23 protein-coding genes and 1 tRNA gene are annotated in these 26,266 nt (G+C 50.1%); 9 read left to right on the forward strand and 15 right to left on the reverse strand.

Annotated elements, in window-relative coordinates:
- Positions 1-618, reverse strand: a complete 618-nt coding sequence (locus J7E85_RS13480; RefSeq protein WP_215158554.1) for an alpha/beta hydrolase — start codon at positions 616-618, stop codon at positions 1-3.
- Positions 619-1,120: 502 nt separating this feature from the next.
- Positions 1,121-1,648, reverse strand: coding sequence for a P-loop nucleotide/nucleoside kinase family protein (locus tag J7E85_RS13485; RefSeq protein WP_353049496.1), 528 nt, complete (start codon positions 1,646-1,648; stop codon positions 1,121-1,123).
- 771 nt (positions 1,649-2,419) lie between these two features.
- On the opposite strand from J7E85_RS13485, the gene J7E85_RS13490 reads away from it, so the two are divergent.
- A complete protein-coding gene (locus tag J7E85_RS13490) occupies positions 2,420-2,803 on the forward strand; it encodes a hypothetical protein (protein WP_215158556.1) in 384 nt (127 codons plus the stop codon).
- A 167-nt stretch (positions 2,804-2,970) separates the two neighbouring features.
- Here the strand turns inward: J7E85_RS13490 and J7E85_RS13495 are convergent, their stop codons facing one another.
- Entirely contained in the window at positions 2,971-3,324 is a 354-nt protein-coding gene (locus J7E85_RS13495; RefSeq protein WP_215158558.1) for a hypothetical protein, read from the reverse strand.
- Between the two features lie 363 nt (positions 3,325-3,687).
- A complete protein-coding gene (locus tag J7E85_RS13500) occupies positions 3,688-6,333 on the reverse strand; it encodes an adenosylcobalamin-dependent ribonucleoside-diphosphate reductase (protein ID WP_483311318.1) in 2,646 nt (881 codons plus the stop codon).
- A 420-nt stretch (positions 6,334-6,753) separates the two neighbouring features.
- On the opposite strand from J7E85_RS13500, the gene J7E85_RS13505 reads away from it, so the two are divergent.
- The 3 genes from J7E85_RS13505 to J7E85_RS13515 all read left to right on the forward strand — a co-directional run bounded on the left by J7E85_RS13505 (position 6,754) and on the right by J7E85_RS13515 (position 10,762).
- Positions 6,754-8,511: a DEAD/DEAH box helicase gene (locus J7E85_RS13505; RefSeq protein WP_215158562.1), complete on the forward strand. Its 1,758-nt coding sequence runs from the start codon at positions 6,754-6,756 to the stop codon at positions 8,509-8,511.
- A 1-nt stretch (position 8,512) separates the two neighbouring features.
- Positions 8,513-9,475, forward strand: a complete 963-nt coding sequence (locus tag J7E85_RS13510; protein WP_215158564.1) for a YqhG family protein — start codon at positions 8,513-8,515, stop codon at positions 9,473-9,475.
- A gap of 144 nt (positions 9,476-9,619) precedes the next feature.
- Positions 9,620-10,762: a hypothetical protein gene (locus J7E85_RS13515; RefSeq protein ID WP_251035701.1), complete on the forward strand. Its 1,143-nt coding sequence runs from the start codon at positions 9,620-9,622 to the stop codon at positions 10,760-10,762.
- A 227-nt stretch (positions 10,763-10,989) separates the two neighbouring features.
- Here J7E85_RS13515 and J7E85_RS13520 read toward each other — a convergent pair whose 3' ends face one another.
- On the reverse strand, positions 10,990-11,181 hold the full coding sequence (locus J7E85_RS13520) for a YqzE family protein (protein WP_076325781.1): 192 nt from the start codon (positions 11,179-11,181) through the stop codon (positions 10,990-10,992).
- Positions 11,182-11,331: 150 nt separating this feature from the next.
- On the opposite strand from J7E85_RS13520, the gene J7E85_RS13525 reads away from it, so the two are divergent.
- On the forward strand, positions 11,332-12,135 hold the full coding sequence (locus tag J7E85_RS13525) for an N-acetylmuramoyl-L-alanine amidase (RefSeq protein WP_215158566.1): 804 nt from the start codon (positions 11,332-11,334) through the stop codon (positions 12,133-12,135).
- Positions 12,136-12,169: 34 nt separating this feature from the next.
- Here J7E85_RS13525 and J7E85_RS34570 read toward each other — a convergent pair whose 3' ends face one another.
- The 3 genes from J7E85_RS34570 to J7E85_RS13535 form a co-directional block, all read right to left on the reverse strand.
- On the reverse strand, positions 12,170-12,301 hold the full coding sequence (locus J7E85_RS34570; RefSeq protein ID WP_285228815.1) for a hypothetical protein: 132 nt from the start codon (positions 12,299-12,301) through the stop codon (positions 12,170-12,172).
- Positions 12,302-12,464: 163 nt separating this feature from the next.
- Positions 12,465-13,346: a divergent polysaccharide deacetylase family protein gene (locus tag J7E85_RS13530; protein WP_215158568.1), complete on the reverse strand. Its 882-nt coding sequence runs from the start codon at positions 13,344-13,346 to the stop codon at positions 12,465-12,467.
- Between the two features lie 169 nt (positions 13,347-13,515).
- Positions 13,516-13,599, reverse strand: a tRNA-Leu gene (locus tag J7E85_RS13535).
- Between the two features lie 181 nt (positions 13,600-13,780).
- Here J7E85_RS13535 and J7E85_RS13540 point away from each other — a divergent pair.
- A complete protein-coding gene (locus J7E85_RS13540; protein WP_098747900.1) occupies positions 13,781-14,200 on the forward strand; it encodes a YhjD family protein in 420 nt (139 codons plus the stop codon).
- An 84-nt stretch (positions 14,201-14,284) separates the two neighbouring features.
- Here the strand turns inward: J7E85_RS13540 and J7E85_RS13545 are convergent, their stop codons facing one another.
- From J7E85_RS13545 to J7E85_RS13560, 4 genes are all read right to left on the reverse strand, one after another.
- Positions 14,285-14,614, reverse strand: coding sequence for a carboxymuconolactone decarboxylase family protein (locus J7E85_RS13545; protein ID WP_215158570.1), 330 nt, complete (start codon positions 14,612-14,614; stop codon positions 14,285-14,287).
- Positions 14,615-14,701: 87 nt separating this feature from the next.
- The gene (locus tag J7E85_RS13550; RefSeq protein WP_076325776.1) at positions 14,702-14,920 is read right to left on the reverse strand and encodes a hypothetical protein; all 219 of its coding nucleotides are present in this window, start codon (positions 14,918-14,920) and stop codon (positions 14,702-14,704) included.
- Between the two features lie 119 nt (positions 14,921-15,039).
- Positions 15,040-15,369: a hypothetical protein gene (locus J7E85_RS13555; protein ID WP_071221736.1), complete on the reverse strand. Its 330-nt coding sequence runs from the start codon at positions 15,367-15,369 to the stop codon at positions 15,040-15,042.
- A 213-nt stretch (positions 15,370-15,582) separates the two neighbouring features.
- Positions 15,583-16,152, reverse strand: coding sequence for a xanthine phosphoribosyltransferase (locus J7E85_RS13560; protein WP_215158572.1), 570 nt, complete (start codon positions 16,150-16,152; stop codon positions 15,583-15,585).
- A gap of 249 nt (positions 16,153-16,401) precedes the next feature.
- Between J7E85_RS13560 and J7E85_RS13565 the strand changes: the two genes are divergently transcribed.
- Complete coding sequence (locus J7E85_RS13565) at positions 16,402-17,448, forward strand: YkvI family membrane protein (protein WP_215158574.1); 1,047 nt, start codon at positions 16,402-16,404, stop codon at positions 17,446-17,448.
- Between the two features lie 54 nt (positions 17,449-17,502).
- Here J7E85_RS13565 and J7E85_RS13570 read toward each other — a convergent pair whose 3' ends face one another.
- Genes J7E85_RS13570 through J7E85_RS13580 form a run of 3 tightly spaced genes read right to left on the reverse strand, consistent with a single transcriptional unit; the run spans position 17,503 to position 23,159 of the window.
- On the reverse strand, positions 17,503-20,709 hold the full coding sequence (locus J7E85_RS13570) for an AAA family ATPase (protein ID WP_215158576.1): 3,207 nt from the start codon (positions 20,707-20,709) through the stop codon (positions 17,503-17,505).
- The gene (locus J7E85_RS13575) at positions 20,706-22,013 is read right to left on the reverse strand and encodes a metallophosphoesterase family protein (RefSeq protein WP_215158578.1); all 1,308 of its coding nucleotides are present in this window, start codon (positions 22,011-22,013) and stop codon (positions 20,706-20,708) included. The genes J7E85_RS13570 and J7E85_RS13575 overlap by 4 nt, the downstream gene beginning before the upstream one ends.
- A 9-nt stretch (positions 22,014-22,022) precedes the next feature.
- Positions 22,023-23,159, reverse strand: a complete 1,137-nt coding sequence (locus J7E85_RS13580) for a glycosyltransferase family 4 protein (RefSeq protein ID WP_215158580.1) — start codon at positions 23,157-23,159, stop codon at positions 22,023-22,025.
- 112 nt (positions 23,160-23,271) lie between these two features.
- On the opposite strand from J7E85_RS13580, the gene J7E85_RS13585 reads away from it, so the two are divergent.
- Together J7E85_RS13585 and J7E85_RS13590 are read left to right on the forward strand one after the other, a co-directional pair.
- Complete coding sequence (locus J7E85_RS13585; RefSeq protein WP_215158581.1) at positions 23,272-24,429, forward strand: GGDEF domain-containing protein; 1,158 nt, start codon at positions 23,272-23,274, stop codon at positions 24,427-24,429.
- A gap of 192 nt (positions 24,430-24,621) precedes the next feature.
- Positions 24,622-26,010: an RsmF rRNA methyltransferase first C-terminal domain-containing protein gene (locus J7E85_RS13590; protein ID WP_215158583.1), complete on the forward strand. Its 1,389-nt coding sequence runs from the start codon at positions 24,622-24,624 to the stop codon at positions 26,008-26,010.
- The last annotated feature ends 256 nt before the right edge of the window (positions 26,011-26,266 follow it).

The raw sequence follows: 26,266 nt of genomic DNA on the forward strand, positions 1-26,266 counted from the left end.
TTACTTGCTTAGAAATTCCATATATATCCTTACGAGTTTACTTAGAATCTCAATACATTCCTCAACATTTTCGGTCTCTAAAGAATGATTGGCATTAGGAATTTCAATGACCTCTCTAACTTTGTCTATGTTAATTTGATTTGCAAGTTCATTATTAAACACTTCATCCTTTGTTCCATAAACCACAAGTCCGTTAAACTTGTTGATATAGTGAATTGTATCTTTGATTGGTGTCAAAAATAAGTGTTTGATTGGAATTTCAAGTTTCCCATGAACTTCACCAGCAACTATTGTCCCTATGCTCTTACTAATAAAAACAACTTGCTTGTACTTGCCAATGATTCGTTGAACCGATTCGTGGCTATCTTCTATGACTCTTTGCAGTTCATTAACATCCAAATTCGTTCTCGCAGCTTGATATCCATATTCCAGTACCAATAAATCAAAACCACTTTGAAGTGCGGAGGCTCCAGCAAAATGTAGAATTGGTTTATCACAAGGATAGTTTTTTCCGGGAAACAAAACAACCAACTTGCTGTTTTCCTCATAAAGTTGATAATATTTTTGTTTCATTTCAGTTTTCCAATAAGAGGGCACCGTTAAAATCTCTAATTTCATTGTCTCCCATCCTTTCCTGGTTCATATGATTTCGTCTAACGTTTGGCGCTGATTTCTTGTAACGTTTCTGCATTCATGACCCCTGAAGAATTGCCCGCTGATTCCTCTACAAAATCCTTTCCGCATGCCAAAAATCCAAAGGAGCCGCTGCATAAGTTCTTAATATAAATCCCACCCATTAAACTTCTCAGAGAACCCAATTAATACCTCCATTTCATCAGGTATATACTCACTATTTATAAAATAAGCTGTCAATCGGGCATGACCTTCAAGTACAACTACTCTTGAGTTTTCATTCATCGACACAAATATGAGTCTTGGAAATACTCCGCCATTCTTGATTGCTAAAGAGATATCAAGAAATCCCCGGTTACTAATTCCAAAGATTTCAATTGAACTTTCTTGATGAGATCCTCAATTCTATTATATAATTTCTTGCAAATGTATCCTCTTCAGCTTCCGAACCGAGGAGCAAAGTCCGATATGCTTAAATATGTTATCTTTACTCTATGATAATTTCCCCTTCACCAGTAGGTGCTTCAAAACCCATGAGGAATGAAGATAATATTTCTTCTGTTATTGTAAATGCAGCATTAGCATCGAATCTCTGGCTCCGAATGCGAAGTCGTTCACGTAAATCATCAGGATGAACTTTCAAATAAATAAGCTTCCACTCTCCTCCTCTATCTTCAATTAGCTTCTTATAATCATTTCGTTTCTTACGTTGCCAGAAACTGAAATCAATAACCACATTGCTCTTTTCATTTAAAAGATTTACTAGTTCCTTATACAACTTTAACTCGGCTTCACCTTTAAGTTGCTCATACATTTCAACTGGATAATCAATTCCGTATCGACCATTTGTAGACCATATTTCTTCATCTATGGAGAGACGTACAAAGCCCCTCTGCTCTAACCGTTGAGCGAATGTTGTTTTTCCTGATCCAGCCACACCACACATCATTACTACTAATGGAATTGAAGCATCTGCTTGATGGATAAGGTTATCTATTTCAAGATTTTCAAGCACTCAAATCCTCCTTTCAGCCTTGAGGCCGGTTAATACACTTCAAAAATCCCATACTATCTTTCAATGGCTTATTACCTTCTCTAAGGAGCTTTATAGACAAGCAACCAATCAGAAGGATTCATTATCACATCGTGGCAGTCACTCACGTATCCAACAAAAATAGGCGCCATGTATATGTACTCTTCTTTAGACGAATAGAATTATTCAAATTTGTTTGATGTATATAATGACTCCACATGAATCCCAGTTTCTTCCTCCTATGCAGCGAACAGGTACTTCTTGAACGACACTCATTTTTCAATCTCCTTTAACATCAAATATGATAGATGATACTTTTGGGTTTGTGGTTTTATGCTGATTTTCGATAACGTTCTTGTACCTACGAGCCCGAAAAAGAGTCCTATCATTTTGTTGTTATTTACTATAACATGGATGATATTCCCATCCTATGCGCATTACCGAAGTTACGTTAAGTACTCTCGATACAAACGGATGACGAATTATAACCTCCCCTTGAAATGGAGGATATCTTGGCTTTCCGTCCCCTTCCTTCCTGTTTGCTTTGTTCCGTGAATCTTGAACATCCTCATCGTTGTTCTGAAATGATGAATTTGGCGTTAAAAACATGAACCCCATCCAAAAGAACAGCTTCATCGTGTTCTTGATTCTCTTAGGTATCGTATTGTTCCGATTGCTCATATGGGACACGTATATTGTAAATTCAACGGTTGAGGATGCCTTGGAGGGGTATCAAGGAGGACCGGAACCGGGATGTTCATTGATAAGACCCAGAAACAAAATATAACCATAAGACCTCTTGAAGAAGGCTTTATGGTATATGGGTTGTCGAAAAGTTTTTGGGGATGGAAGGTTACCGATACTCTTCTGATTCCGCCTCCTGGAACGGATTCTTTCAAGGTAACTGAGAAAACATTCCATTACTCACCTAAGAAAGACGTTCATGTTATATTCATCCCAACCCAGCTTAGTCGCATTGACCACATAGAGGCCTGTCGCGATAATGGAGAAGGTATTGCTTTTAACAGCACCGTGAATGAGGAAACCAAGCTTTATTACTATTACAGCGAGCAGCCTAAAGGAAAGGTGGAATATAAAACTTTTTCTAAAGCTGGAGAGCTAATCGATAAGAAATAGCTGCATCCGAGGTGGGAAGTCTCTTATTATCTACTGGTATACGGTAGTTCAATCGCTTAAGTGCAATCTAACATAAACCCTCAATATATCTCATTTTCACTTAAAAAAAATAATACGGCCAAACGATTAACATAACAGGCTTGGCCGTATTCATCTCTATGCATTTATTAATTGGCTTGATTCAAACTAACAGGGCCAAGACTACCATAAGACCCTTGGAATTGTCCTTTGAGGACATAGGTTCCTGCACTAAGAAAACCTACTGAATACTCGACAGGACTTGAAGAGGTTGGCCCAATATTCACGGTAGTTGAGAAGACTTTATTAAGTTGACCGGAGGGTCCTTTAGCATAAAGCGATAGCTCAACGGTTTCATTCGTAGAGCTCCATAGACCAACGCTTAATTTATGTTGAGCCGGTTGGAAAACTGCCAAATCATGGGATGTTGCAGTGTAAGCTGCAAATGCGCTGGTAGAAAAAGAGAAGCATGCTAATAATAGAATCAACACTACTTTTTTCATATATTCACCTCCCTTCTGTTATGAAATGTCAGTAGAGAAAATGTATGTAATGATCTTATTAAAAAGTAATATTTTACCTATTATATCAAAATAAAGACTATAAGCATATATATTAAAATCATAATTAAAAGAGATGACGCTACAGAGAAGTAATGAGAATTTCTGTCCAAGAATATCAAAGCTTATAGCGCATTGGGTGTTGATGGTATAGTAAATCTATTGCAAAAAAGAGTACCAATTCCATCTGCAGTGCAGAGGAATTGGTACTCTTAGTTTCATTTCCCACAATATATTAACAGCCCATTTAAGGATGCAGATTCTATTCCACCGAAGAACTCTTCGATTATGTTTATGATTTCATCATCAAGAGCACTTACTATACCCGCAGTTCCCGCACGTCTTGCATCCCTCGATGTTAATCAGAGACGCCCCGCCACAAGATGGGCATAGATCCAGCGACATGGAGCTGCCGCCTGCGTGCGAACCATGTCCGCCATACCCCGCGGTTACGGTCTCACTCCCGGCCCCTGAATCAACAGGCGCCATCGTGGCTGCGACCGGTGCCGGATCATGGTCATGATCCGCCCCAGCGTTGTTTGCTACGTGCGTTTCGAGTGCCTTCGCCACCGCGTCTGCGATAGATTCCACACGGTTGGCGCCGAAGCCGATCGCACCGGTGCCGCCGATGCCCTTGAGGTGCTTGATCAGCAGCTCCACCTTATTACCGTGGTCCCCGTAACGCAGGAACAAGGAGCAGACGCGGCCCAAGGCTTCCGCCATTGCGAACACATCCGATCCGGCTTTGCCGACGTTCAGGAAGATTTCGCTTGGAATGCCGTCCAGATCGTTGATCGTAATGTACGCCATGCCGAACGGCGTATTCATTTTATAGGTTGCGCCGCGCAGCACTTGCGGACGCTTCTTGTATTGTTTATCCAGCCCGCTCTTGCTCGCTGATGCTGTCACTGCCACGCTTGCAGCCACAGGCTCCACGCTCGCCGCATCCTCTGCGGCTTGGCCTGCCGCGCTTTGCTCCAGCGCCGTGTCCGCAGCAGAAGCTGTCACCACTTCGGCGGCTTTGTCTTCTTTTTTCTCCGTCTGCAGCACCTGCACGTCGCGGCTGCCGTCGCGATAGATCGTTACGCCTTTGCATCCCAGATCGAATGCCAGCTCATACAGGCGCTTCGTATCTTCAACCGTGAAGTCCGACGGGCAGTTGGCCGTCTTCGAGATGGAGCTGTCCACCCAGCGCTGAATCGCCGCTTGCACGCGGATGTGGTCCTCGGCAGAGAGGCTCATCGCCGTGACGTAATAATCTGGAAGCTCTTCTCCCGGATGGCTGTCCAGCCAATCCTGAGCAATCGGCACGAACTGCTCGTCGAAGCCAAGTCGGCTTTGACGGAAGTATTTGAAGGCGAAGTACGGCTCGATGCCTGTCGACGTTCCGACCATCGTTCCCGTGCTGCCTGTAGGCGCTTGGGTAATGACGGTTACGTTGCGTGCACCTTTTTTGCGTACCGCTTCAGCAACCTCAGGATATACCTCGGCCATATTTTTCATGAAGCCGCTTTGCAGGTAAAGTTCGGCATCGAATGCTTGGAACGAACCTTTCTCCTCGGCAATATCCGTAGAAGCAAGATACGCTTCGCGCGCGATGAAGCCATACAGCTTATCCAGGAACTCCAGCGATTCCGGGCTGCCGTAACGGATGTTCAGCTTGATCATCAGCTCGGCCAGACCCATCGTTCCGAGACCCACGCGGCGTTCTTTTTTCTGGTTCAATTCGTTCTCTTCAAAATGGTAAGGCGTCCGGTCAATGACATTATCCAGGAAACGCACAGAGTAACGTGTCGTCGTAGCCAGCTCATCCCAGGCAACGTCATGATTCGCTTCGTCATAGAACTTCGACAGGTTCATCGCGGACAGATTACATACGCCCCAGCCCGGAAGTCCTTGCTCACCACAAGGGTTCGTACAGATAATTGGGTTGAAATACCAGCTGTTGGACATCTGGTTATAGTATTCCATGAATACGACGCCCGGCTCTGCCGATTTCCATGCGGATTCGATAATCGTATGCCAGACCTCGCGTGCTTTTACGGTTTTATATGGAATGATACGGTGTCCGGCTTTCTTCCATTTATCCAGATCCCCGTCCCACAGCTCATCATAATCAGGATCAGTAGTATCCGGGAACACCAGTTCCCAGTCCAGATCTTCCTTCACAGCCTTCATGAAGTCATTGCTGACGCATACCGACAGGTTCGCATTCGTAACTTGTCCCATCGTCTGCTTCACCGTAATGAAGTCCTCCACGTCCGGATGCCAATCGTTAATCATCAGCATGAGCGCACCTCGGCGGCTTCCGCCCTGCTCGATCAATCCCGTCGTATAACTGAACAATCCGCCCCACGATACCGCACCGCTGGAGGAACCATTCACGCCCCTTACGATCGCGCGCCGAGGACGCAGGGAAGACAAGTTAATGCCGACACCGCCGCCGCGCGCCATGATCTCGGTCATCTCGCTCAGGGTTTCCATAATGCCGCCCCGGCTGTCCTTTGGTGAAGGAATCACGTAACAGTTGAACAGCGTCAATTCATCGCTCGCACCCGCTCCAGCTGCAATCCGTCCGCCCGGTACCAGCTTCCAATCATCCAGAATCTCGCGGAACTTTCCGCGCCACTCCTCCTGCAGTTCCGGCGTTGCCTCAACCGATGACATGGCAGCCGCGAGTCGATCCCACATTTCTTCCGGCGTTTTCTCGATGGTTAACGTCAGTTTCTCCACATCCGATTCCACAAGCTCGCCCTTCCGTGTCTTCACCGTGACCTTGCGGCCTTCGCGGTTCACGATTTCGCCAACTTCCTTGGTCGGAAATTTGGGATCATCCTTCGTCAGAACGAGCACCACATCGCCTACCTTCGCGTTGTTGGTGTCCGCATCCTTCCAGGCATACCGGTCCAAAAAGATCTTCTCGCTTAAACCTTCCAGCCGCTGATTCTGCATCGTACTCAAGAGCAACTACCTCCTATATAAGATATAAAATTAAAAAGTTCCGCAGTAATGCGCTCACCAACAACATAACCTGTTATGTAGCCGGTCAAACATCAAAAAACACTATACACACCATATATAGTGCTGTTAATTCATTATACTACACTATATATAGGTTAACTATGCCGATAATGTGAAAATTAAGCCGACAGTTCCAAGCTCCCGCTCACAAGCTTCCGCTTTCTTCCTCTCGCTCTCTTTTTCGCCCTTCCCTATGAAAAAAAAGATGGAAATATCCAATTCCAGCAGCCGTGCGCCCTATAGGGTATTCCACGCCTCCCGAATTCGTGCAAGGTTATGAAGACTTCTTTTTTCGTCCATACTACATATACACCGCTGGCCCGGAATCTTTCACAACAGGAGGAGATCGACATGAATCATCAGCCATCTGCCGAATCAGGCATGATTACCGACCCGCGCCTTCCCGTTCCACTGCAGATCGACCGTTCCTGGTTTGACGATCTCGCCGGTCGACTGGACAAGGGTGGACCTTGGGGTGACTATCGTCTGGCCCAGCTTGCCGTTGAGGGTGAGAAATCCCGCTTGGTTACAAGCTTTGAAGAATTACAATGCCTCAAGCACCTTGGTGGCTTATCCCCGCTCCCCCATCAGACCGATACCGCCAGACGCGTATTGTTCGAAATGTCGGGCAGAGCCATTCTGGCCGATGAGGTGGGACTTGGAAAGACGATTGAAGCCGGCCTTATTTTAAAAGAATACCTCGTGCGCGGCTTGGTATCCAAAGTGTTGATTCTCGTTCCGGCTTCCCTTGTGCTGCAATGGGTTCGCGAGCTGAACTCCAAGTTCGGCATTCCCGCGATTGCGCAGAAAAAAGCGTACTCCTGGGGCAATGATATCGTTGTTGCCTCCATGGACACGGCCAAACGCGATCCGCATCAGGAGATTCTGCTGAACGAGGAATACGATATGCTCATCATCGATGAAGCGCACAAGCTCAAGAACAAGAAAACATCCAATTATCAATTCATTCAAAAGCTGCGCAAAAAATACTGCCTCTTGCTGACGGCCACGCCGGTGCAGAACAATCTCAGCGAGCTCTTCAATCTGATCACTCTGCTGAAGCCGGGGCAGCTCGGAGGCCAGGGGCAGTTTGCCGCTAATTTTGTTGTCGATAAACGAAGACCCAAGAACCAGGATCAGCTCAAGGATGAGCTGTCCAAGGTCATGATCCGTAACCGACGCGGCGAGGGCGAAGTGAAATTCACCAAGCGATCCGTCCGCAATGTAGGGCTTAGCCTTTCGCCCGAAGAACAGTCATTATACGACGGCGTTACGTCCTTCGTCAAAGATCAGTATCAGGCAGCGGGGGGAAATTTAAGCAGTATGCTGTCCCTCGTTACCCTCCAGCGTGAAGTGTGCAGCAGCCGCGATGCCGTCTTCGTGACTCTTGTTAATCTGTCCAAGAAGATGCCCGAGGACTCTCCGCTGCGCGATAAAATCTGGGAGCTCGTCTATCTCATCAAGGCCATCAAAGCCAACACCAAGGCGGAAAAAACCATCGAGCTCATCCAGCAAATGAACGAGAAGGTCATCGTATTTACGGAATACCGCGCCACGCAGGAATACTTGCTCAACTATTTCCGCGATCACGGACTAATCTCCGTACCGTACCGAGGCGGAATGAACCGCGGCAAGAAGGACTGGATGATGGATCTCTTCCGCGGCAAGGCGCAGGTCATGATCGCGACGGAAGCCGGCGGCGAAGGCATCAATCTGCAATTCTGCCACCATATGATCAACTTTGATCTGCCCTGGAATCCCATGCGGGTTGAGCAGCGGATCGGACGCGTACATCGTCTCGGCCAGACCAATGACGTGAAGATCTACAACCTGTCCACGTCGGGAACCATTGAAGAGCACATCCTGAACCTGCTGCACGAGAAGATCAACATGTTCGAGATGGTCATCGGGGGACTGGATGTCATTCTGGAGCGGTTCGAGAAGAAGGAATCCATCGAGAAGAGCCTGTACAAAATCATGCTGGAGTCCGGCAACGACGATGAGATCCGCCAGCGCATCAGCACATTGGGCGACTCGATTCACCATATTAAACAGGATATCGAGCAGGGAAGCACCGTCGAAGAAAATCTAAGAGAGGAAGAAGCCTAATATGACCATGACGCCGCAGGAGGTGCAGCAGCACTTCATGGCCTATTTGGAAGCCACCGAATGCACCGTCATTGAAAAATCGCCTGAGCATGTCACCGTGAAACTGTCACCGCAAGCCGACAAAATGCTCACCAACCGCCCGTATTACTGGGGCTTCGTGGAACGTACCGGCGCTCCCGCCGAAACGTTGTCGTTCAATTTCGTGTTTGATCCGGAGAAATACGACGAACGGCTTGCAAAGACCCAAGAAGCCGAGGCCAAAGCGCAGCTCGCCACGCCTGCCCAGGATCCGCTCCTGGCCCGTTTTTACGGGAATGCCCCGGTTCTGCCTATCCTCGGTCCCGGCCGCATTCAGCGGGAGGACATTGGCTACGGCAGCAGCCGGCTCGCCCAAATCTGGAATGCTTCCCGGGAGGAAGGCAAATGCGTCTATCTATTCCAGCAGCGCGATACCGAGCCGCGTCCAAGAGCCCGTTCCACTCCGTATGAGCAGTGGCTGGGCGTCTGCTTCAAGGTGGAGTTCAGCTGTGATCTGAAGCGGGAAGAATTGTTTTTTCTCGGAATCTCATTATCTAGTCGTGCGATTGCCCATGACTTCCCGGCGATCCTGATTGGACGCGAACTGACGCCCCGCTTGCCCGAGAGCGTTCACGTCCGACCGGCGGCTCTTACGCTCGAACAGGCCGTAGATGCGCTGGAGAACCATCTTATCGACAAGATAAGCAAGCTGGACTATGACTGGGCCACCAAAGCAAGAGAACGTCTTGAAGAAGAACTGCTGGTGATCGACAGCTATTACGAGGACCTGCTCAAGGAGCAGGATGAAGAGAAAAAAGTGCTCATTGAGGAGCAATATAAGAACCGTCGGTCGGAAATGCAGTGGCAGTACGAGCCGAAAGTGAGCTTGTCCGTCATAACCTGCGGTCTATTTCATCTGTGTTCGCCTGTGGGTGCGTCATCATGACGCCCCTCTACAAAAGCAGGCAAAAAAAGAACCATTCTCCCTTCTCCTACCGCGACAGCTTGCAACAGCCTTTGCAGAGCTTGTCCGATATGATGATTTCAATACATCCACGGCGCGTAGGGCCAAGGAAAGGCGGTTAATGATTTGAAACAGTGGAACATGAAACTTCGTAACCATGATGACAAGGATTGCAAGAATTCCCAGCCAAAATCACCCAATAACAAACAGACCAGCCGATATCGAGTGCTGTCTGTCTCTATGATCGTAACAACTATCCTATGGTTCAGCTCGTTCCAGCCGCAGGCAAGCTTGGCTGCCGCTAGCCAAGCCGACGTTTCCAATTCTGCGAACAGCCCTAGTCTGACCAGCACCAGCACTCAGCTTACAGCGGATCATCATAGATCAGGCGTTTCAGATGTTAATCAGAACAACGCTGTGGCTCAGGTACCCGGGAGTTTGATGGACTTTGCGGAGGAGACTGTCGCTCAATTATCGGCCCATGCGCCATTTACGACCTGGGATGAAGCCAAGCTCGAATTCACCCCGCTTGGTCCGGGTACGCACGGCTGGTTGGTCACGATTTCCGATGAAGGACTGCCGCAAGGATACATGATTATCAGTGCAGAAGAAGACGGTGGATATATCCTGAGTGAATACGGAATCGGCTCGACTCTTCCCTACAGCCAAGCGCCGTTGAAAGAACGGCTCTCTGCGGAAGGACTTGTGAAGGCCGGAGGATCATTGCCTCAAGGAAGCATCGTGCGCAAGCTGTATGACGTGTCTCCCGTCTGGCAGGTCCAGCTGCCCGGCAAGAAGCCGATTTATTTTAATGCACTAAATAGTGAAGCTCTCCCGGATGAGCCCCAGCAGACGCATTCAACGACGAAGCTGGTATCCGTATCTCTGCCTGCAACAGCCAAAGGACTCGTGGCTTCATCCACATCCAATCATTGGTATGCCGGAACGCCCTCCATCGCAACCGGCGACTCCATGGATCCTTACGATAATCTGCTGTGGCTGACCTCAAGCGATCTAACGACCCGAAGCAGCGCCGATTTGCGGAATTTACTGCAGGAACACTCCACCCTGATATTCAAGTCCAAAAAAGGAAATGCCGCTTACGGCGCACCTTTTAACTTAACCGGCTGGCATCGCTGGTCCCCGGCGAATCAGGAGAACCCGGCTGCGCTTTATGTTTCGGTTCCCTTGCGGAATACAGACACCCTTCGTTTCCTGCCGGCATCCCGGTTAATCGGACAAGGTCAATTTTATGCTCAACCGGAATAATACGGGTTAAAGCTAACAGCCCTCATCCATGCAATATGCTATGACTGACAAAAGGACGCGGCCCTTTAACGGGCAGCGTCCTTTATATTTTTTCAAAACGGTTTATGGTTGTGCACTCAGCACTCACAAGGGTCTACAGCCATTCCAAAGCATGTTCCGAACCTGACATCGGGCGTAACAGGGAGCAATACGTACGATCGACTTCATGAAGGAACGTGCAGCAGCTGCTACTTTGCCCTTTTTTTGCGCTTGGTGGTTACATCTTCTTTCCATAGCGACATGGAGAACGGAATCATGCCGAACCACCTTGTGGTCCAGGATTCCTTCACCTTCGCCTTGCGCCGAACGTCCTTGGGTGTATCTATATAATGAACTACGCGCTCGGTAATGTACTTGATTAAATCATCGCCGCTAGCCATATGAATCAACTCCTTATGGTTTATCCACATCCCTGTATCAGTTTGCTCCATTTCGATCGATTCTAGACGCACGCATTTGAACGGCATGATTTTTCCGCTAAATGCACATTCTAATAAAGCCGAAATTTTACGTGAAAGAAGGAATCCATCATGGTTAAGGCAGCAGGGGTGTGGATGCTTCTCTTTACGCTGGCATTCCCGGGTTCTGTCACCGAAGCCTGTCCAGTGAAGAAGCATGCCATGACGCATCCCGCAAGAACCGTTCATCAGACATCGATACAGACAGCTCGGCTTACGTCCGAAACGCCGGAATCCACCCACTCATCGGGTCAGGAAATCGACCAGTCCAAGCTCCGGCACCTGCACCCTTTTGCACATGATGTCGTTCTGATCGATGTGGGTCATGGCGGCGTTGACGGCGGTACTTCGTATGGGGACATTCTCGAAAAAGATATCAACCTGGCCATTTCACGCAGAGTGTTCATGCTGCTTCGCAAGGAGGGTTATCATGCCGTGCTGAATCGCGATGCCGATTACGCCCTTAGCGACGACAACCGCTGGCATCGGAGCTCCTCCAGACATCGCCGGGATTTGTCACAGCGTAAACAGCTCAGCAGCGAAATCCCGACCAAGCTGGTGGTCAGTGTTCATGTGAATTGGGGAAAGAATTCCTCCCGACGTGGAGGAATCGTCCTTCACCAATCCGAGGGTCGCAGCACCCTGCTTGCGGAAACCATTCAAGAACAGTTGAATCTGGTTTATCGCAGCAACAATGGCATCATGATAGGCAAGCCGTATTATCTGCTCAATCAAACCCAAGTACCCGCCGTCATCGTTGAAACGGGTTTCCTCAGCAACATGGAGGACCGGAACTTATTGACCAGCCGCAATGGTCAAATGCAGATTGCCGAGGCCATTGCCGACGGGATTATCAGTTATTTAACTGCCCTGTAGATTGGGGCTGTTTTTTGTTTTCATCCTACCCGGCTCAGTAGCCAACACGATTCGGAACGGAAATCATCTGTTCGGGACTTTTCCGGAATATTGCGATTACAAACAGCGCGTCAGCAGCAACATTAGCGAGATCATTCACAGCATGCGTGGCCAGCTGCCTCAACATAAGTACAGCCTTCCATACAGGGAACGGAATCACCGGGTCCTTGTCTGGAAGGCTATTTATTTTTTATGGCTATACAAGATATGGGCTGACCTTTGTCGGATAACCTTTTATCGTCCAGTTACTCACAACATGGCAAAAAATCACCATCGGTGCTGCTAATGCACTAATACGCAGGCAGTGGATTCGGCCGCCAGCTTGATCGTTCCCTTACCAGATCGCTGATACCTACAAACTCCACCTTCGTCTGCAGTTTAGGAATGCTTCCTTTTAGAGCTTCTGCCGTGCGGATTCCATACACACCAACATGCCCTATTGCAATGCAGGAAGTTCTCTCTTCCGCATGCTGCGCTGCGGTCTGCAGCTGCTTGCTCACATGCTGAACGGTATGAACGTCATCCAGGAAGATATCGTTGGCGATGGATGGCATCCCCTTCTCCGCAGCCAGTTTGCCAACCACGCTGTGGTAATTCGTCTTGCTGTCGATAAAGAACAGCCCTCTCTCCCTGCATACGTCAAGTACGATGGACATGACTCGTTCATCCCCGGTAACTTTGGAGCCCATATGATTATTAATCCCTACGGCGTAAGGAATTGAATCAATGGCTTCCTCCATGCGTTTACGAATTTCCTCATCGGTAAGCGAGCTTAAGATCGCACCCGGTCCAAGCCAGGAAGCTCGCCCCTGTTTAGGCTCCATGGGCATATGGATAATGACGTCATGACCTTGCCGATAAGCGGCTTCGGCGTCCTTCACGCTTGTCGGCAAAAAAGGCATCACAGCGACCGTGATTTTGACAGGCAGACTAAGCATTTCCTGAGTTCCTTTCTGATCATTGCCAAAATCATCGATGATGACGACAAGCTTACTTGTTTTCTTTTCCTGGCCGGACTTGCTGCTGACGGATTCTTTGTGCACTTGGTTTGGCTCCTGACGTGACAGATCAGTCCAAGCAACCATCCCTGCCCCATAGCCGATCTGCGGTCCGTTCAAGATCCCCCATACCATACACAGCAGAATCACCGCATTTTTATATACCTTCCGCATCTTGACGCCCCTTTCCACTCCTATTCATACATACCTAACCGTATTGTTTGAGAAAAGTTAATCAAATATGTAAGTCAGAAAGTAAATGTTGCCGATTTGCCGTCCAAATCTCAACACAAAAAAGCTCGTAAACTGCTAAAAAGCAAGTTTACGAGCTTCTTCATAAGGATGCGGTCGAGAGGACTCGAACCTCCACGGGGGTTAGCCCACACGGACCTGAACCGTGCGCGTCTGCCAATTCCGCCACGACCGCGTATCATGTTCATTGCTTATAGGAGACAAGCTCTTATCAGCGGCGACAAGATATATAATATCACGCCAGGTAAATCGAGTCAACACTTTTTTTGAACTTGATTAAAAACCTGTTTTTCGGTTAAAATAGGAACATAGGTTCCCATTCAATAACCATTTTCTATATAAAGGCGGTGATGTTGATGGCCATACCGGCTGTTACGACAGAAGAACGAGCATTGATCAAGAGTTACCTGCTGCTGATGTTCATCCATAAAGTGTTTGAAAGGGATTGCCGAATCATTCAGGAGAGCGGTGTCTTCAAGAGCCCTCAATTGTATGTAGAGGTTGTGGGGAACGGAGCCAAGCGTGCTGCTGTGCTTCTTCGTGAGGTGAAGCAGGAATTCACCAAGCGAGCGATCAAGGTGTATGATATTGGGCAAAACCAGGATGGAATCCAGGCGCGATATGCATGCCGGGGTTACATTGGTTCGATGAACATTCTATGGCCATCCTTCCGTGAGGAGATGATGGACCGCATGCGAGCCTATCTTGGGCTGGTCTCGCCCGAGACCGAGTCCTCCGAGCAAGCCCATCCTCCTGCCGCTGTTTCCGCCCGCTAAATCGCCGCCCTTTAAACAGAGAATAACCGTCTCCCCCACTGAACAAGAATGCTCCGGTTGAGACGGTTATTGGTAACACGTGAATCAATGAAGATTATGCTGTACGCGGGTCAGTCCCTGCGAGAGAGCATGTCCCGCACTGGCGGCAGACGCCACGGCTACAGCCTCCATAATCTGAGCATCCGAGGCTCCCTTCGCACGGGCTTCCTCCATATGATAGAACGTACACAGCTCATTATTGGCAAACAGTCCGATCCCGAGCGCGATCAGTTGCTTCGTTCGCTCATCCAGCTCGCCATCCTGAAAGCAAACGCCGGTGAACTGATGATACGCCTCTGCCATCTCCGGCATGCTTTGCTTCAAACTCAGAATTTCATTCTTATAAGCCGAGACCTTGTCATTGGACATTTCCATAACCCAAAACACCTCTTCCACAAAAATTTGATGCGAGGTTAAGTTGTCCGACGAGTTCGAGATCTATGCCTACTCCTACTCTTCAGCTTACTCTTCGATCGGGCTTACCCTTGGATCTTTTTTAAGCTGGTAGCTGTAGCGGCGATCCAATTTAACGACCCGCCGGTTTCTGCGGCGTATAATGACCTGCTCCGGGTCCCAGGCGACGACAAAGCCTATAATATCATTGGTCTCCAAGCCATCCCGTACAACCCGAACCAATTCGCCGGAGAGCCGCAGCTCATCGAGTCTTTCATCGCTAATCATCACCATACCTCCTCCATAAACGTACTCTGCAAAAAAAGACCTAAATGAGATCATTTAGGTCTTTTGAATGCGTTGCGATATCGACAAACATCCCGACTAAGAGATGTTCTATATACCCATTAACGCTGTGCCGGCTCGATGCTGTCATTCTTCTCGTACCAAAAATCCAGAACGGTTGAAGACATGACACGCTTCTCGATATATTCTACCTGCTGAGGCGTAAACTGTTCCTTCCATTCGAAGGAAACCTCCTCACACAATCCGGCAATCGTCAGCAGTTCTGACCAGGCAACATAGCGTTTGTACCAGAAAAACTGAGGATGTTCAATCATATAGGGATATAGATCATCAAACTCCGTATGTTTACAATCCAAAGCACGTTCAAAATGTACCTTTGCTTCATTCAGCTTCTCGATCAAAAACGGCTCGGTTACAGGTTGTTTCCCCATGGTGCTGCCTCCTCTCTCTCTTGCCTACCTCTTTATTATAAGCGAAAATCACGGAGGCGAAAAGATTTTGTTGTGATTTTAGGCAGAAATCCGATGAACATTGACTACGAATTGCCATTTTCCCACTTCCCCTAAGCTAGGTGGAATCATTCATGACCTAAGGCCTAATCCGTCGTTGCTCTATCGCTAACATGCCAAAGAAGATGCTAAGTTTTAGCTGAACGTAATTTTGCCGTCCTCAAGCGACGAGATGTTAACAAGCGATTCCACATGAACATTCTGTTCGCGTAGCGTTCGCGCTCCGGCCTGGAAGCTCTTTTCAATCACAACGCCAAGCCCGATTAATTCCGCCCCTGCTCGTTCAATAATCTTGATCAGGCCTCTTGCAGCGTCCCCGTTCGCGATAATGTCATCAATGAAGAGCAATTTATCCTCTTCACCGATAAACTGGCGCGATACCATAATGTCCGTGACAATGCCCTTGGTAAAAGACGGAACCCGCTCGCACAAGGCGTCTGGATCGGCGAGCAGCGTTTTTTTGCGCCGGGCGAATACCATTGGAACTCCCAATTCCAGCGCCGCGGCAAAAGCAACAGAAATGCCGGAGGATTCCAGCGTTACGACCTTGGTCACACCGCTTTCTTTAAATCTCGCCGCGAATTCCCGACCCATATCCATAATTAAAGCCGGATCTACTTGATGCGTCAGCAGAGCATCCAGCTTCAGCACCTGATCCGACAACACGACACCTTCTTTGATGATCCGCTCCTTCAACCAATCCATCCAAAAGACCTCCCACGATTCCTTTGTCGTAAAAGTAACATATTCCACCCTGTACGGCAAGTACAAACGGGTACTCCGTCATTTAACTGTACGGTTTCCGTCACAATTCCTGACATCGATCACCGTTGCCTGGCACTAACCCTTGTCATGCCTCCAGCAAAGGACCTGGACAGGTAGGAGTCATGTCCCAGCTGAGCCAAGCATACCTTGTACTATGCAGACGATTAACTTTCAAGGGGGATGCGGGGCTTGCGTAAATCTATTCGTGTTTTACAGATCGCCTTTACATATATCGGAACCATCGTCGGCGCTGGCTTTGCGACCGGACGGGAAATCCTTCAATTCTTTACCCAATATGGACACTGGGCTACACTGACCATTCTGCTTACGACAGGATTATTCATTTGGCTCGGCACGAAAATCATGACTATATCCAGGCGGATCGGGGCCAAATCCTTTGAGGACTTGAACAAATTCCTGTTTGGAGAGAAAGCCGGCGTCTGGATCAGCCTCTTTATGTTTATCATTTTGCTTGGAGTCAACAGCATCATGCTTGCCGGCGCGGGCTCTGTTTTTGTGGAGCATCTAAATTTGAATTACCAGACCGGGTTGTTTGTCACGATGATCGGAACCTATTTCATTCTCAGAAAAGGCATCCAGTCCATCATGACGATGAACAGTCTTGTCGTGCCCATGATGCTGACCTTATCGCTTGCGATTATTTCTCAGACGATTCAAACGCCGGGTGCCACCCGATTCTTAACCTTGACTACGGACCATAGCCTGCCTTCGGTTTGGCTGGCTCCCCTGCTCTACACCGCCTTTAACCTGGTCATGGCGATGCCGGTGCTGGTCCCGCTCGGCAGCCAGACCGAAAGTGCGCGCACCGTAACCTGGGGAGGCATCATTGGAGGTACAGGGGTAGGGTTTATGCTGATGGCAGCACATTTTGCGATGTCCGCCCACATGCCCGGCATCGCCCAATTCGAAATCCCGATGGGCAGCATCGCCAACCAGCTGGGCTGGCTGGTGCAGATCATCTATCTCATTCTGATCTTCCTTGAGATATTCAGCACCTTCGTAGCCAATATCTACGGGATTACCCTGCAGGCTCAGCAGCGAACCTCGCTCTCCCCCAGAGTGATTACCCTTGGCATTATGGTGTTCTGTTATTTCTTCAGCCAGTTCGGGTTCAGTTCCTTGCTCTCTCTCCTCTACCCGATGTTTGGGGGACTGTGTCTGCTCTGGGTGCTCCGACTGACTTTGTTCGGAATCCCCGATATCAGGGGGAAATAAAGGGGCTTTCCCAAAGGTATGATAAACCTGCCCTTGGGAAGCCCCTTCTTATGGCTACATCGTGATAAATTGTGCATTGGGTATGCGTTTCATGGTTTGCTCCGCTACATGTCGATGACACGTCATCATCACGACTTGCCGGTCTTGCGACAATTCCGCGAGAAGCTCGAGTGCATGTCCGAGCCGTTCACCGTCAAAATTAACAAACAGATCATCAAGCAATAACGGCAACCCCAACGCATGTGGCATCGATTGGATCAAACCGAGCCGCATCGCCAGATATAACTGCTCCGCCGTGCCGCGGCTTAGCCTGTTGCTCTCCATCAATTCACCAGTCGGGCGCTCTGCCAGCAGGCTCTGATCTCCCATTCGCATGACCATTCGGCTGTACATGCCGCCGGTCAGTATGGAGAAGTAGCGGGAAGCCATCTGCAGCACCTGCGGCTGTTTCTCTTCCTCGTACATGCGGCGCGTACGTTTGATAAATTCGGAGGCCATCGAACGTACTGCATATTGCGAGACTAATTCCCGCAGGGCGGAGCGCTGCTCCTCCAGCTGCTGCAGGGCGGAATCCTGGTTCCCCGCGGCTTCCAGTGACTCTCTCTCCTGAAGCAGCCGCCCCCGCCGTTCCTGAAGCTCGTCCCGCAGGCGGAACGCGGCGGATACGGCTTCCTCCTTCTTGAAACATTGAGCTTCAAGTTCCGCAGCATCCGTCAGCTCCAGCAGCTGTTCAAGCTGCCGGCGACCCGCATCATCCCAGCCGCTGAACATGGTAATTTCGTGATGGCGGATCGTGCGGACAAGTTCCTCCCGGCGTTTCGCAGCAGCTCCCATACGAAGAAAGGTTTCTTCGTCTGCCGATTGAGACGATGCAATCAGAGCCGCTTTACGCAGCTGCAGCGCTTCCCGCTCCTCTTCTATCGCAGCCCCCTCTTTGCGAAGCTCTTGAACACGCTCTGCAAGGACCTTCTTCTGTCTCGAATCCTCTTGATAGCTCTTCCATCTGGAATGGACGTTGCCGAGCTCAGCGACGGCTGGGATTCGGCTGCCGTTGGCGTCTCCCTGGGGATCCGCCGCAAAGATCTCATGGCATTGGATGATATAATCCTCCGCCTCTTTTAACAGCACATCCATTTTCAGGCCAAGTGATTTTTGCTGCCGGATCAGCTCCTGCCCCTGCTCAACCTTGACGAATACGTCCAGCATCACGTCAGGCGACAGACTCTGCGGGAGTGATCGGGACATAAGCCAAGCCTCCCACTGCCGCTCCAGCTCCAAATATCGCTTCTCTTCCTGATCTATGGCGCCCTGAACCGTTTGTAATTCAACCTGTTGCAGCGCAGCCTTCTCCTCAGCCGCCGCACAATCGGACGTCAGTCGATCCAGCCGCTGCCGCCATGCTTGCCAGCCCTCCATCACGGATCGAAGCTCGCGCATCTGTCCCTCCACCATGAAGGGGTCGCGAGCCAGTACAACGTTTTTGTCCCTTCGACTGCCCGGAATCGTGCTCACTGCTGCTGCCGCGTAAGGGGCAGAGACCAGCCTGGAATAGAGATGATCTATATGTTCCGTTCCCTGCCCGTCTAGATTATTGATCTCATTCGAAACCGTACCATGATCTTCCCGGTCACGTAGACCGCTCCAGAATACATAACTCATGCCGAGCAGCATCACGATGCCTGAGACCACAGCAGCTTCCGTGGTTGACGTCCATAACAATACGGCTACCAACAGGAATGTCATAACAACCATTCCCGCCAGCAGCCCCCCGTACATCCGAGGTAATCGGCCCCTCCCCGATTGGCGCGTGGAAACAGGCTCAGGCTGTGTCCGGGTCAATCGCCGTTCACGCCAACGCTCGATCTCCAGCTGCAGCTGATTCCACAGTGCAGCGGTCTCCTGGGGCGCTGCCGGCTGAATCATGGCAAATGCCTCTTGTCCCCGATCCATTTCCTCGCGCAGCTGCCGCCTGGCTTCCCGCAGCGCCGATTCGGCTGCCGCCGCAGAACGCTGATCCCCGCGCTGTTCAATGAACAGCGCCTCCATCCGGCGATCATACCCGGCAAAGGCCGCACTGATTCGCCGGACCTCCTCGCGCTCCGAAGCGGATACCGATAGAGCCAGCAGCTCTTGCCGGGTCCATGCCGGATCGATATCCCGGAGCAGCTGTTCCAGCCGGATCTCCTGAGATTTGTATTCGGCCGTAAGCTCGGCAAGCTCCCGGTTTGCGGCTTCATGCAGATTTCGTTTCGCCCAAAGCTCCTCAATCCGTTCCCCATACTGTTCCATGAACGCATTCAGGGGGAGGGCTCTCAGCTTATCCTCCACGTCCTCGATCGCCCGTTCGACGCGGATGGACTGGGCGAGGAGAAGACGCTCTTCCTCCTGCATCTTTTCGTAACGGGGGATTCCATCCGGAGGAAAGTTGTCACTGTCCATCAGATCCTTGAGTTCCAACCTGGCCTCACGCCATTCCAGCCAGGCCGGACGAATGTCTTGGGCTTTTCGAAGCAGCGACAAATCCTCGGCGTCCCTGGTGCGATCCTGTTCCAGAAGATTCAACCGTTCCTGTATTTCCAGAATGGATGTAACGGTCTCGTTATAGCGGGAAACGTACGTCTTGCTCTCGGAAACCTGGGTTCTTAAATGCTCGATGGATTGCAGCAGCTTGGCGGTATGCTGAACCTTTCCGCGCGGTTTATACAGCTTGTCCATCTCCTGAGACAACTTGCGTTCCGCTTCCAGTATATTGGCCCCGCCGCCGATTCCGGCATGAAACAGGTAATCGCTCATCTCGGCAGATTGCAAGCTGCGGATTTCCTGCAGCTCGCTTAACGAGATGGCAAACAACTGACGAAACATATCCCTGGACACGCCACCCAAGGCATACTGCTCCAGCTCCTGCTGTCCAAGCTCGATCACGATCCCGTTATCCGCTAGTTTATGAATATGTACGCGCTCGCCCCTGCTGGTGGCTGAATTTCCTTCTCTGGGCCGGTTGTAGCGCCGGACCAGCCAAGGTACTCCCTCCTTGTCCAGAAAACGCAGCTCGCCGCCGTGAACGCCTTCCCCCGAGGGCTCGCCGCGTTCTGCCGGCGAGCCCTTCCCTGGGAATCCGTACAGCATGGCTCGGATAAAATATAGGACACTGCTCTTTCCCGCTTCATTCGGCCCATACAGCACGGTCACAGGTGCATCTATCGCAAGGCTCTTGTCCCGGATAGCTCCGAAGCCTTGAATGTTCATCCGCTCTAATCTCATGTTCCGACACCTTCCCCTTGCGAACGGTCGCGCAGCAATAAGCCTAAGGTCAGTTCCTCGGCTCTGCGAACCCATTCCAGCAGTTCCTCCGGACTGATCTCGTCCAGCAAGGAGCGGAGTTCCGCATGCTCCAGCAGAGGCTCAAAGCTCTTCGCAACAACCCCGTCAGGATCTTGAACCCGTCCCTGCTCGCCTCGAACAAGACGAAGCAAGTCCCCTGCAAAGCTGTCTTCCGCAAGCAGCCTCTCTGTATCGATCGCGTCCCCGGATTGAAGGGAGAAACTCTCGATCCAGACGCATCCCCGATAGCCGCATGTCTGCCCCTTCGCGGCTTCTCTTCTCCGCAGATCGGTCAGCAGCTCATCGAGTACATATCCGCCTTCAAGCTGACGATGAACCGGACCTCGTCCCGTAATCCGAACGCGGATCATGCTAAGCCTATCCGCGTTCTCTCTGGCTATTTCGGTGAGAATGGATTCCAGTGAGCGTCTCCATTCATCAACATCCTGATAAGAATCAAGTGACGCTTCAACGATGTGCCAGCGCATGAAATCAAGCTCTTGAAAGCTCAGCTTCGTGTTGCAGTTCCCGTCCACATCGACGATATAACATCCCTTGGGTCCCGTCTCCCGGACATGACGTCCCTGGATATTGCCCGGATACACAATATAAGGAGATTCCTGCAAGGTTCGACGGGAATGAATATGCCCGAGCGCCCAGTAATGATATCCGGCCTGGATTAGATCCGTTTTTGTACAGGGTGCATAGGTTTCGTGCTGGGGATCCCCATCCACGTTCGCGTGCAGAAGTCCGATATGGTAGAGACCGGATGACGGAGCAGGATAACGTATCGCAATATTATCGGTTACCTTCGAGGTCGGATACGACATCCCGGTAATGACCGCCACTTCTTGATGATCCGAGCGGCGAACGGCTGTTACACTTGCAGGCTCCGCCCCAAACACATGGACATGGGGAGGCAGCGTCATAGTAAGCTTGGTGCTGTCCAGCGGATCATGATTTCCATGGATCACATATACCGCAATCCCTTCCATTCCCAGACGGTTAAGGGACTCCAAGAAGCGAAGCTGCGCGCGCAGCGAGATGTTGGAGCTATCATATATGTCCCCGCTGATGACGATAAAATCAACGTGCTGGTCGATGGCTAGCTGCACGAGCCGCTCCAGCGCACGGAAGGTCGATTCCTGAACGAAAAACCGCAGGTTGTCATCGAGCCCGCTGATCCCGATAAACGGACTGTCCAGATGTAAATCCGCAGCATGCATAAATCGAAAAGAAGCCATAACCGATCCCTAACTCTCTATCTCAGGTTGAAATTTCAAATACATTTTTTTTAGTTCATTTACGGATCTGGACAGGGAGTATTGACTCTTTGCCTTATCCGAAGCGGTCCGAGCAAGCTCATAACGGTAGAGTGGATCACTGATGACCTTCTCGAGCGCAACGCTGAGTGCTATCGGATCCTCCGGCGGTACAAGCAAGCCGTTTACCCCATCCTCGATCTGCTCCGCGATGCCGCCGACATCGGTGCCTACCAGCGCAAGGCAACTAAGCGCTGCTTCCGCGAACACCGAGCCAAACGCCTCCGCTCTCGAAGGCAGGACAAAGATATCAAAGAACGGCATAAACTCCTCGGGATGCAGCGTATATCCGTAAAAAATCGTCTCCTGGTAGATGCCGAGTGTTTTGGCCATCTCCTCGAGCTCCTGACGGGAAGGTCCGTCACCGATAATATGAAGGACGTAATCATATCCTTTGCGTTTAAGTTCCGCGCAGGCTTGGAGCAGAATGTCCAATCCTTTTGCAGGTACCAGACGGCATACCGTAATCAACTGCGGCACCGCATTTTCATGAGGCACCGGTTTAAATCTTTTATCATCAAATCCGTTATGGATAACCCCGATTGATTCGGGCGTATTCACGTAGGGAGCCATGTAATCCTTGAAGGAGTTCGACACCGTCAACAGACGGTCGCTGATGTACTCAAGTTCCTTATATAAAGAGACCAGGAATCTGTGCTCCAGCCCTCCTTCTTTGATTCTTCCGTTCAGGATGAGCTCGCGCTCGTAACTGGAATGCACGGTTTGGATGAGCGGTACCTCAGGGAATACGGCTTTCATCGACATGCCTGCAATCGGATGATGGCTATGGATAAGATCGTAAGGCTTTTGAAGACGCAGACGTGTCCACCACAGGTAATCCCGGTAGGTTTGAAGGTATTTGGCTACGATCGGACTTTCTTCGAATTCTTTCCAATCAAAGGTGTGGAATATCGGATCCTCCTGGCCTTTGTTGCGGATCCGCTTGGGCAGCCAGAACATCTCCATCTCCCAACGGGAGGAATGAAAACGCTCCTGCAAATAAGGAATCATGGACGAGACGCCGCCTGGCTGTTCAGGAGGGAAGAATAATGCTTGAAGAAGTTTCATGGGGATCCCCCTTTCTCTAAATCTCTTTTCAGATTCATTCTTTTTCGATATGATATATTAGAACATATGTTTCATACAAAGGAAACTTATCCCTACTCAGGAGTGAATCGATTTGTCCTATGAATTGAGTTACTGGTCCACTTCTCCACTACCTACCATATTTGCTGTATGCGGAGCTTATATCGCGCTTATGATGCTGATCATGTGTCTCTTTATGTACAGCAAGCAACGCAAGAATGCTTACATATATATGGCTGCAGCCTTCTTCTTCATTATGACATACGAGGGTCTGAACATCCATTCGGCTTGGAGTGGAAAATCTGTTTTTTCACCGGAATCGGACGTCCTTCGTTTCATTCAGCCTTTTTCGTTTGTCCTGCTGAACGTCTCGATTGTCATGCTGTACCGTAGAGTCAAGACCATGCATTATTGGCTTCCCTTGTTGTCAGCCGCACTGCTTATGCTTCCGCTCATTCTTCCCTCATTTCTTCCTTACACCCTGGCATGGCAAAGCATATATTTTGATGGTTTTCAGCTCGTTGCGCTCTATCTGGCATATACCAAAGTCACCCCGCGGATCGGACAACCGATCAAATATGCGCTTGGACTTGCCGTCTACGCCATCTCGGCTATCCTGCAATCCATACATAGCTATTCTGGCAGTCTGTCGCCAGCGCTTCAGGGACTCGCACTCGCCCTGCCGGTGCTTTTCTATAGCATCGTGTTCTTCATCCTGTTCAGACGCATTGTCGAGCTGATGCAGTCCATCTACCGGTCCGCCATTACGGACGGATTAACAGGACTCTACAACCGCAGGCATTTTATGAAGTATCTGGACCATTACGCGTCTCAGGAATTGAAGATATCCGCTATCTTTTGCGACATCGACAATTTCAAGAAGCTGAATGATACCCAGGGCCATGCCAGAGCCGATGAAGTGCTGAAACAGGTCGCCGCCATTATGGAGGAAGAGCTTGATGGTATCGGAATTACCGGCAGGTATGGCGGTGAGGAACTGGTCGCCCTGGTGGTTGACCGCAAAGTCAAACCTGCGCAGGTCGCCGAGAACATCCGAGCCAGAGTGGCAAGCGAGAGCATCGTCACTATCAGTATCGGCTACAGCATACTGCGCAAAGGCGTTCGCGGCGATGAACTCATGAAGCAGGCCGACAAAGCGATGTATCATTCCAAAACGACCGGCAAAAACAAGGTGTCCGATTACCGGTCCTTAAAAACCTCTTCAACCGAATCAACGGAATCCGCCGGATAACCTTGGCGAAGGCTGCCCACTATATGAAGTGGGCGGTCTTTTTTTTGCTTGACATTTCTTTACTACGCCCTTGGCAACATGATAAACTAATGACCGATTCCTTAAAGCCAGAGAAGAAATGAACTCTGAACTGAGATTTTTCGCCTTACACTGCAGCATGTACCTTATTCTAAAGAAGGAGCAATATAACGAATGAGAAAGGAACTATTGCCTGTTGGCTTTGTCGCCAGCATGAATGATATTCTTGGGGATGCCTCGTGCGATTTTTGGGACAGCTACGATTTACCCCGCACCCACGGGCTGCGTCTTAACCGGCTGAAAGCGGTTCATGCCACAGACAGCGTAAAAAAACTCATCCGGCAATTCAAGCTGTCGCCAGTGCCCTGGTGTGATACCGGATACTATTATGATGAAAGCCTGCGCCCAGGCAAACACCCCTATCATGCCGCTGGACTATATTATATTCAGGAGCCCTCGGCAATGTCCGCAGTCGAGCTGTTGAATCCTCAGCCCGGAGAGACCATCCTGGATCTTGCGGCAGCTCCCGGCGGCAAGACAAGCCATATTGCCTCCAAGATGATGGGCCAGGGACTGCTCGTCTCCAATGAGATCCATCCCGAACGGGCGCGGATTCTGGCCGAGAACGTGGAACGTATGGGAATTATGAATACCGTCGTTACGAGTGCGGCACCGGATCAGCTATCCCGCCGTTTCGTTGCCTGCTTTGACCGGATCATGCTTGATGCGCCATGCTCCGGTGAAGGCATGTTTCGAAAGGATGCCGCTGCGATTGAGGAATGGTCACCTGAGCACGTGGATCTGTGCGTTGCCCGGCAGTGGGACATTGTCCAGGAGGCGTACCGGATGCTCAAACCGGGAGGAACCCTGGCTTATTCCACCTGTACGTTCAACACGGCTGAGAATGAAGAGGTGATTGAGCGCATTCTTTCGCAGTATCCCGATATGGAGCTGCGTGAAATGAAGCGCTTGTGGCCCCACTTGGAACGGGGGGAGGGGCATTTTGTTGCTATCTTGGTCAAATCGGCGGCTGCCGAAGCCTTACATGAAGACCTCGGTTACTCTGCGGTCAGCAGTAAATCCCCGGCTAAATCAAACCGAGGCAGCAAACAAACGCCTGCGCCTTCCGCCCTGGCTGAATTTCAGACCTGGGCGAAGCAGGACATCCCAGGAATTGAGCTTAACGGCGGTACTCCGATATTGTTCGGTGAGGAACTGTACTGGCTTCCGGTCAGCGAGAGTTTGGCATGGAATGACAAACAGCTAAAGGGATTGAAGATGCCGCGCGCAGGTCTGCATCTGGCTCATCTGAAGAAGAATCGTGTCGAACCGGCGCATGCCCTTGCTATGTCCTTGCATCCTGGCCAAGCTGCCCGCAGCTGGGATCTGCCTTCAGATTCTGCCGAGGCAACTGCTTATTTGCGGGGAGAAGTGCTCTCCATTCATTCCGAATTCCGGGGATGGACGCTGGTAACCACGGATGGATTACCCCTGGGTTGGGGCAAAGCCAGCGGCGGACAGCTCAAGAATCACCTACCCAAAGGCTTGCGTAATCCCAAGTAACGCTTCCTTTCACAACGTTTAGGTGAATGATAAGCAATAGTGTTTACACAATTGAGTTTACACAGTTGATTTACGCATTAGAGTTACGTCGAAGGTTTGTACATCCGAGCCGAATACCGATGGAACATGAACAATGTATAACATACGTACGGGACATAAAAAGGGGCTGTCTCTCTGCATAACCAAACAGAGAGACAGCCCTTCACTTTATCCACCTAATCAAAACCGGATACCTTCAGTACCAGGAGGAACGTCC

Source organism: Paenibacillus sp. ISL-20 (assembly GCF_018613005.1).
Taxonomy (GTDB): Bacteria; Bacillota; Bacilli; order Paenibacillales; family Paenibacillaceae; genus Paenibacillus_AQ.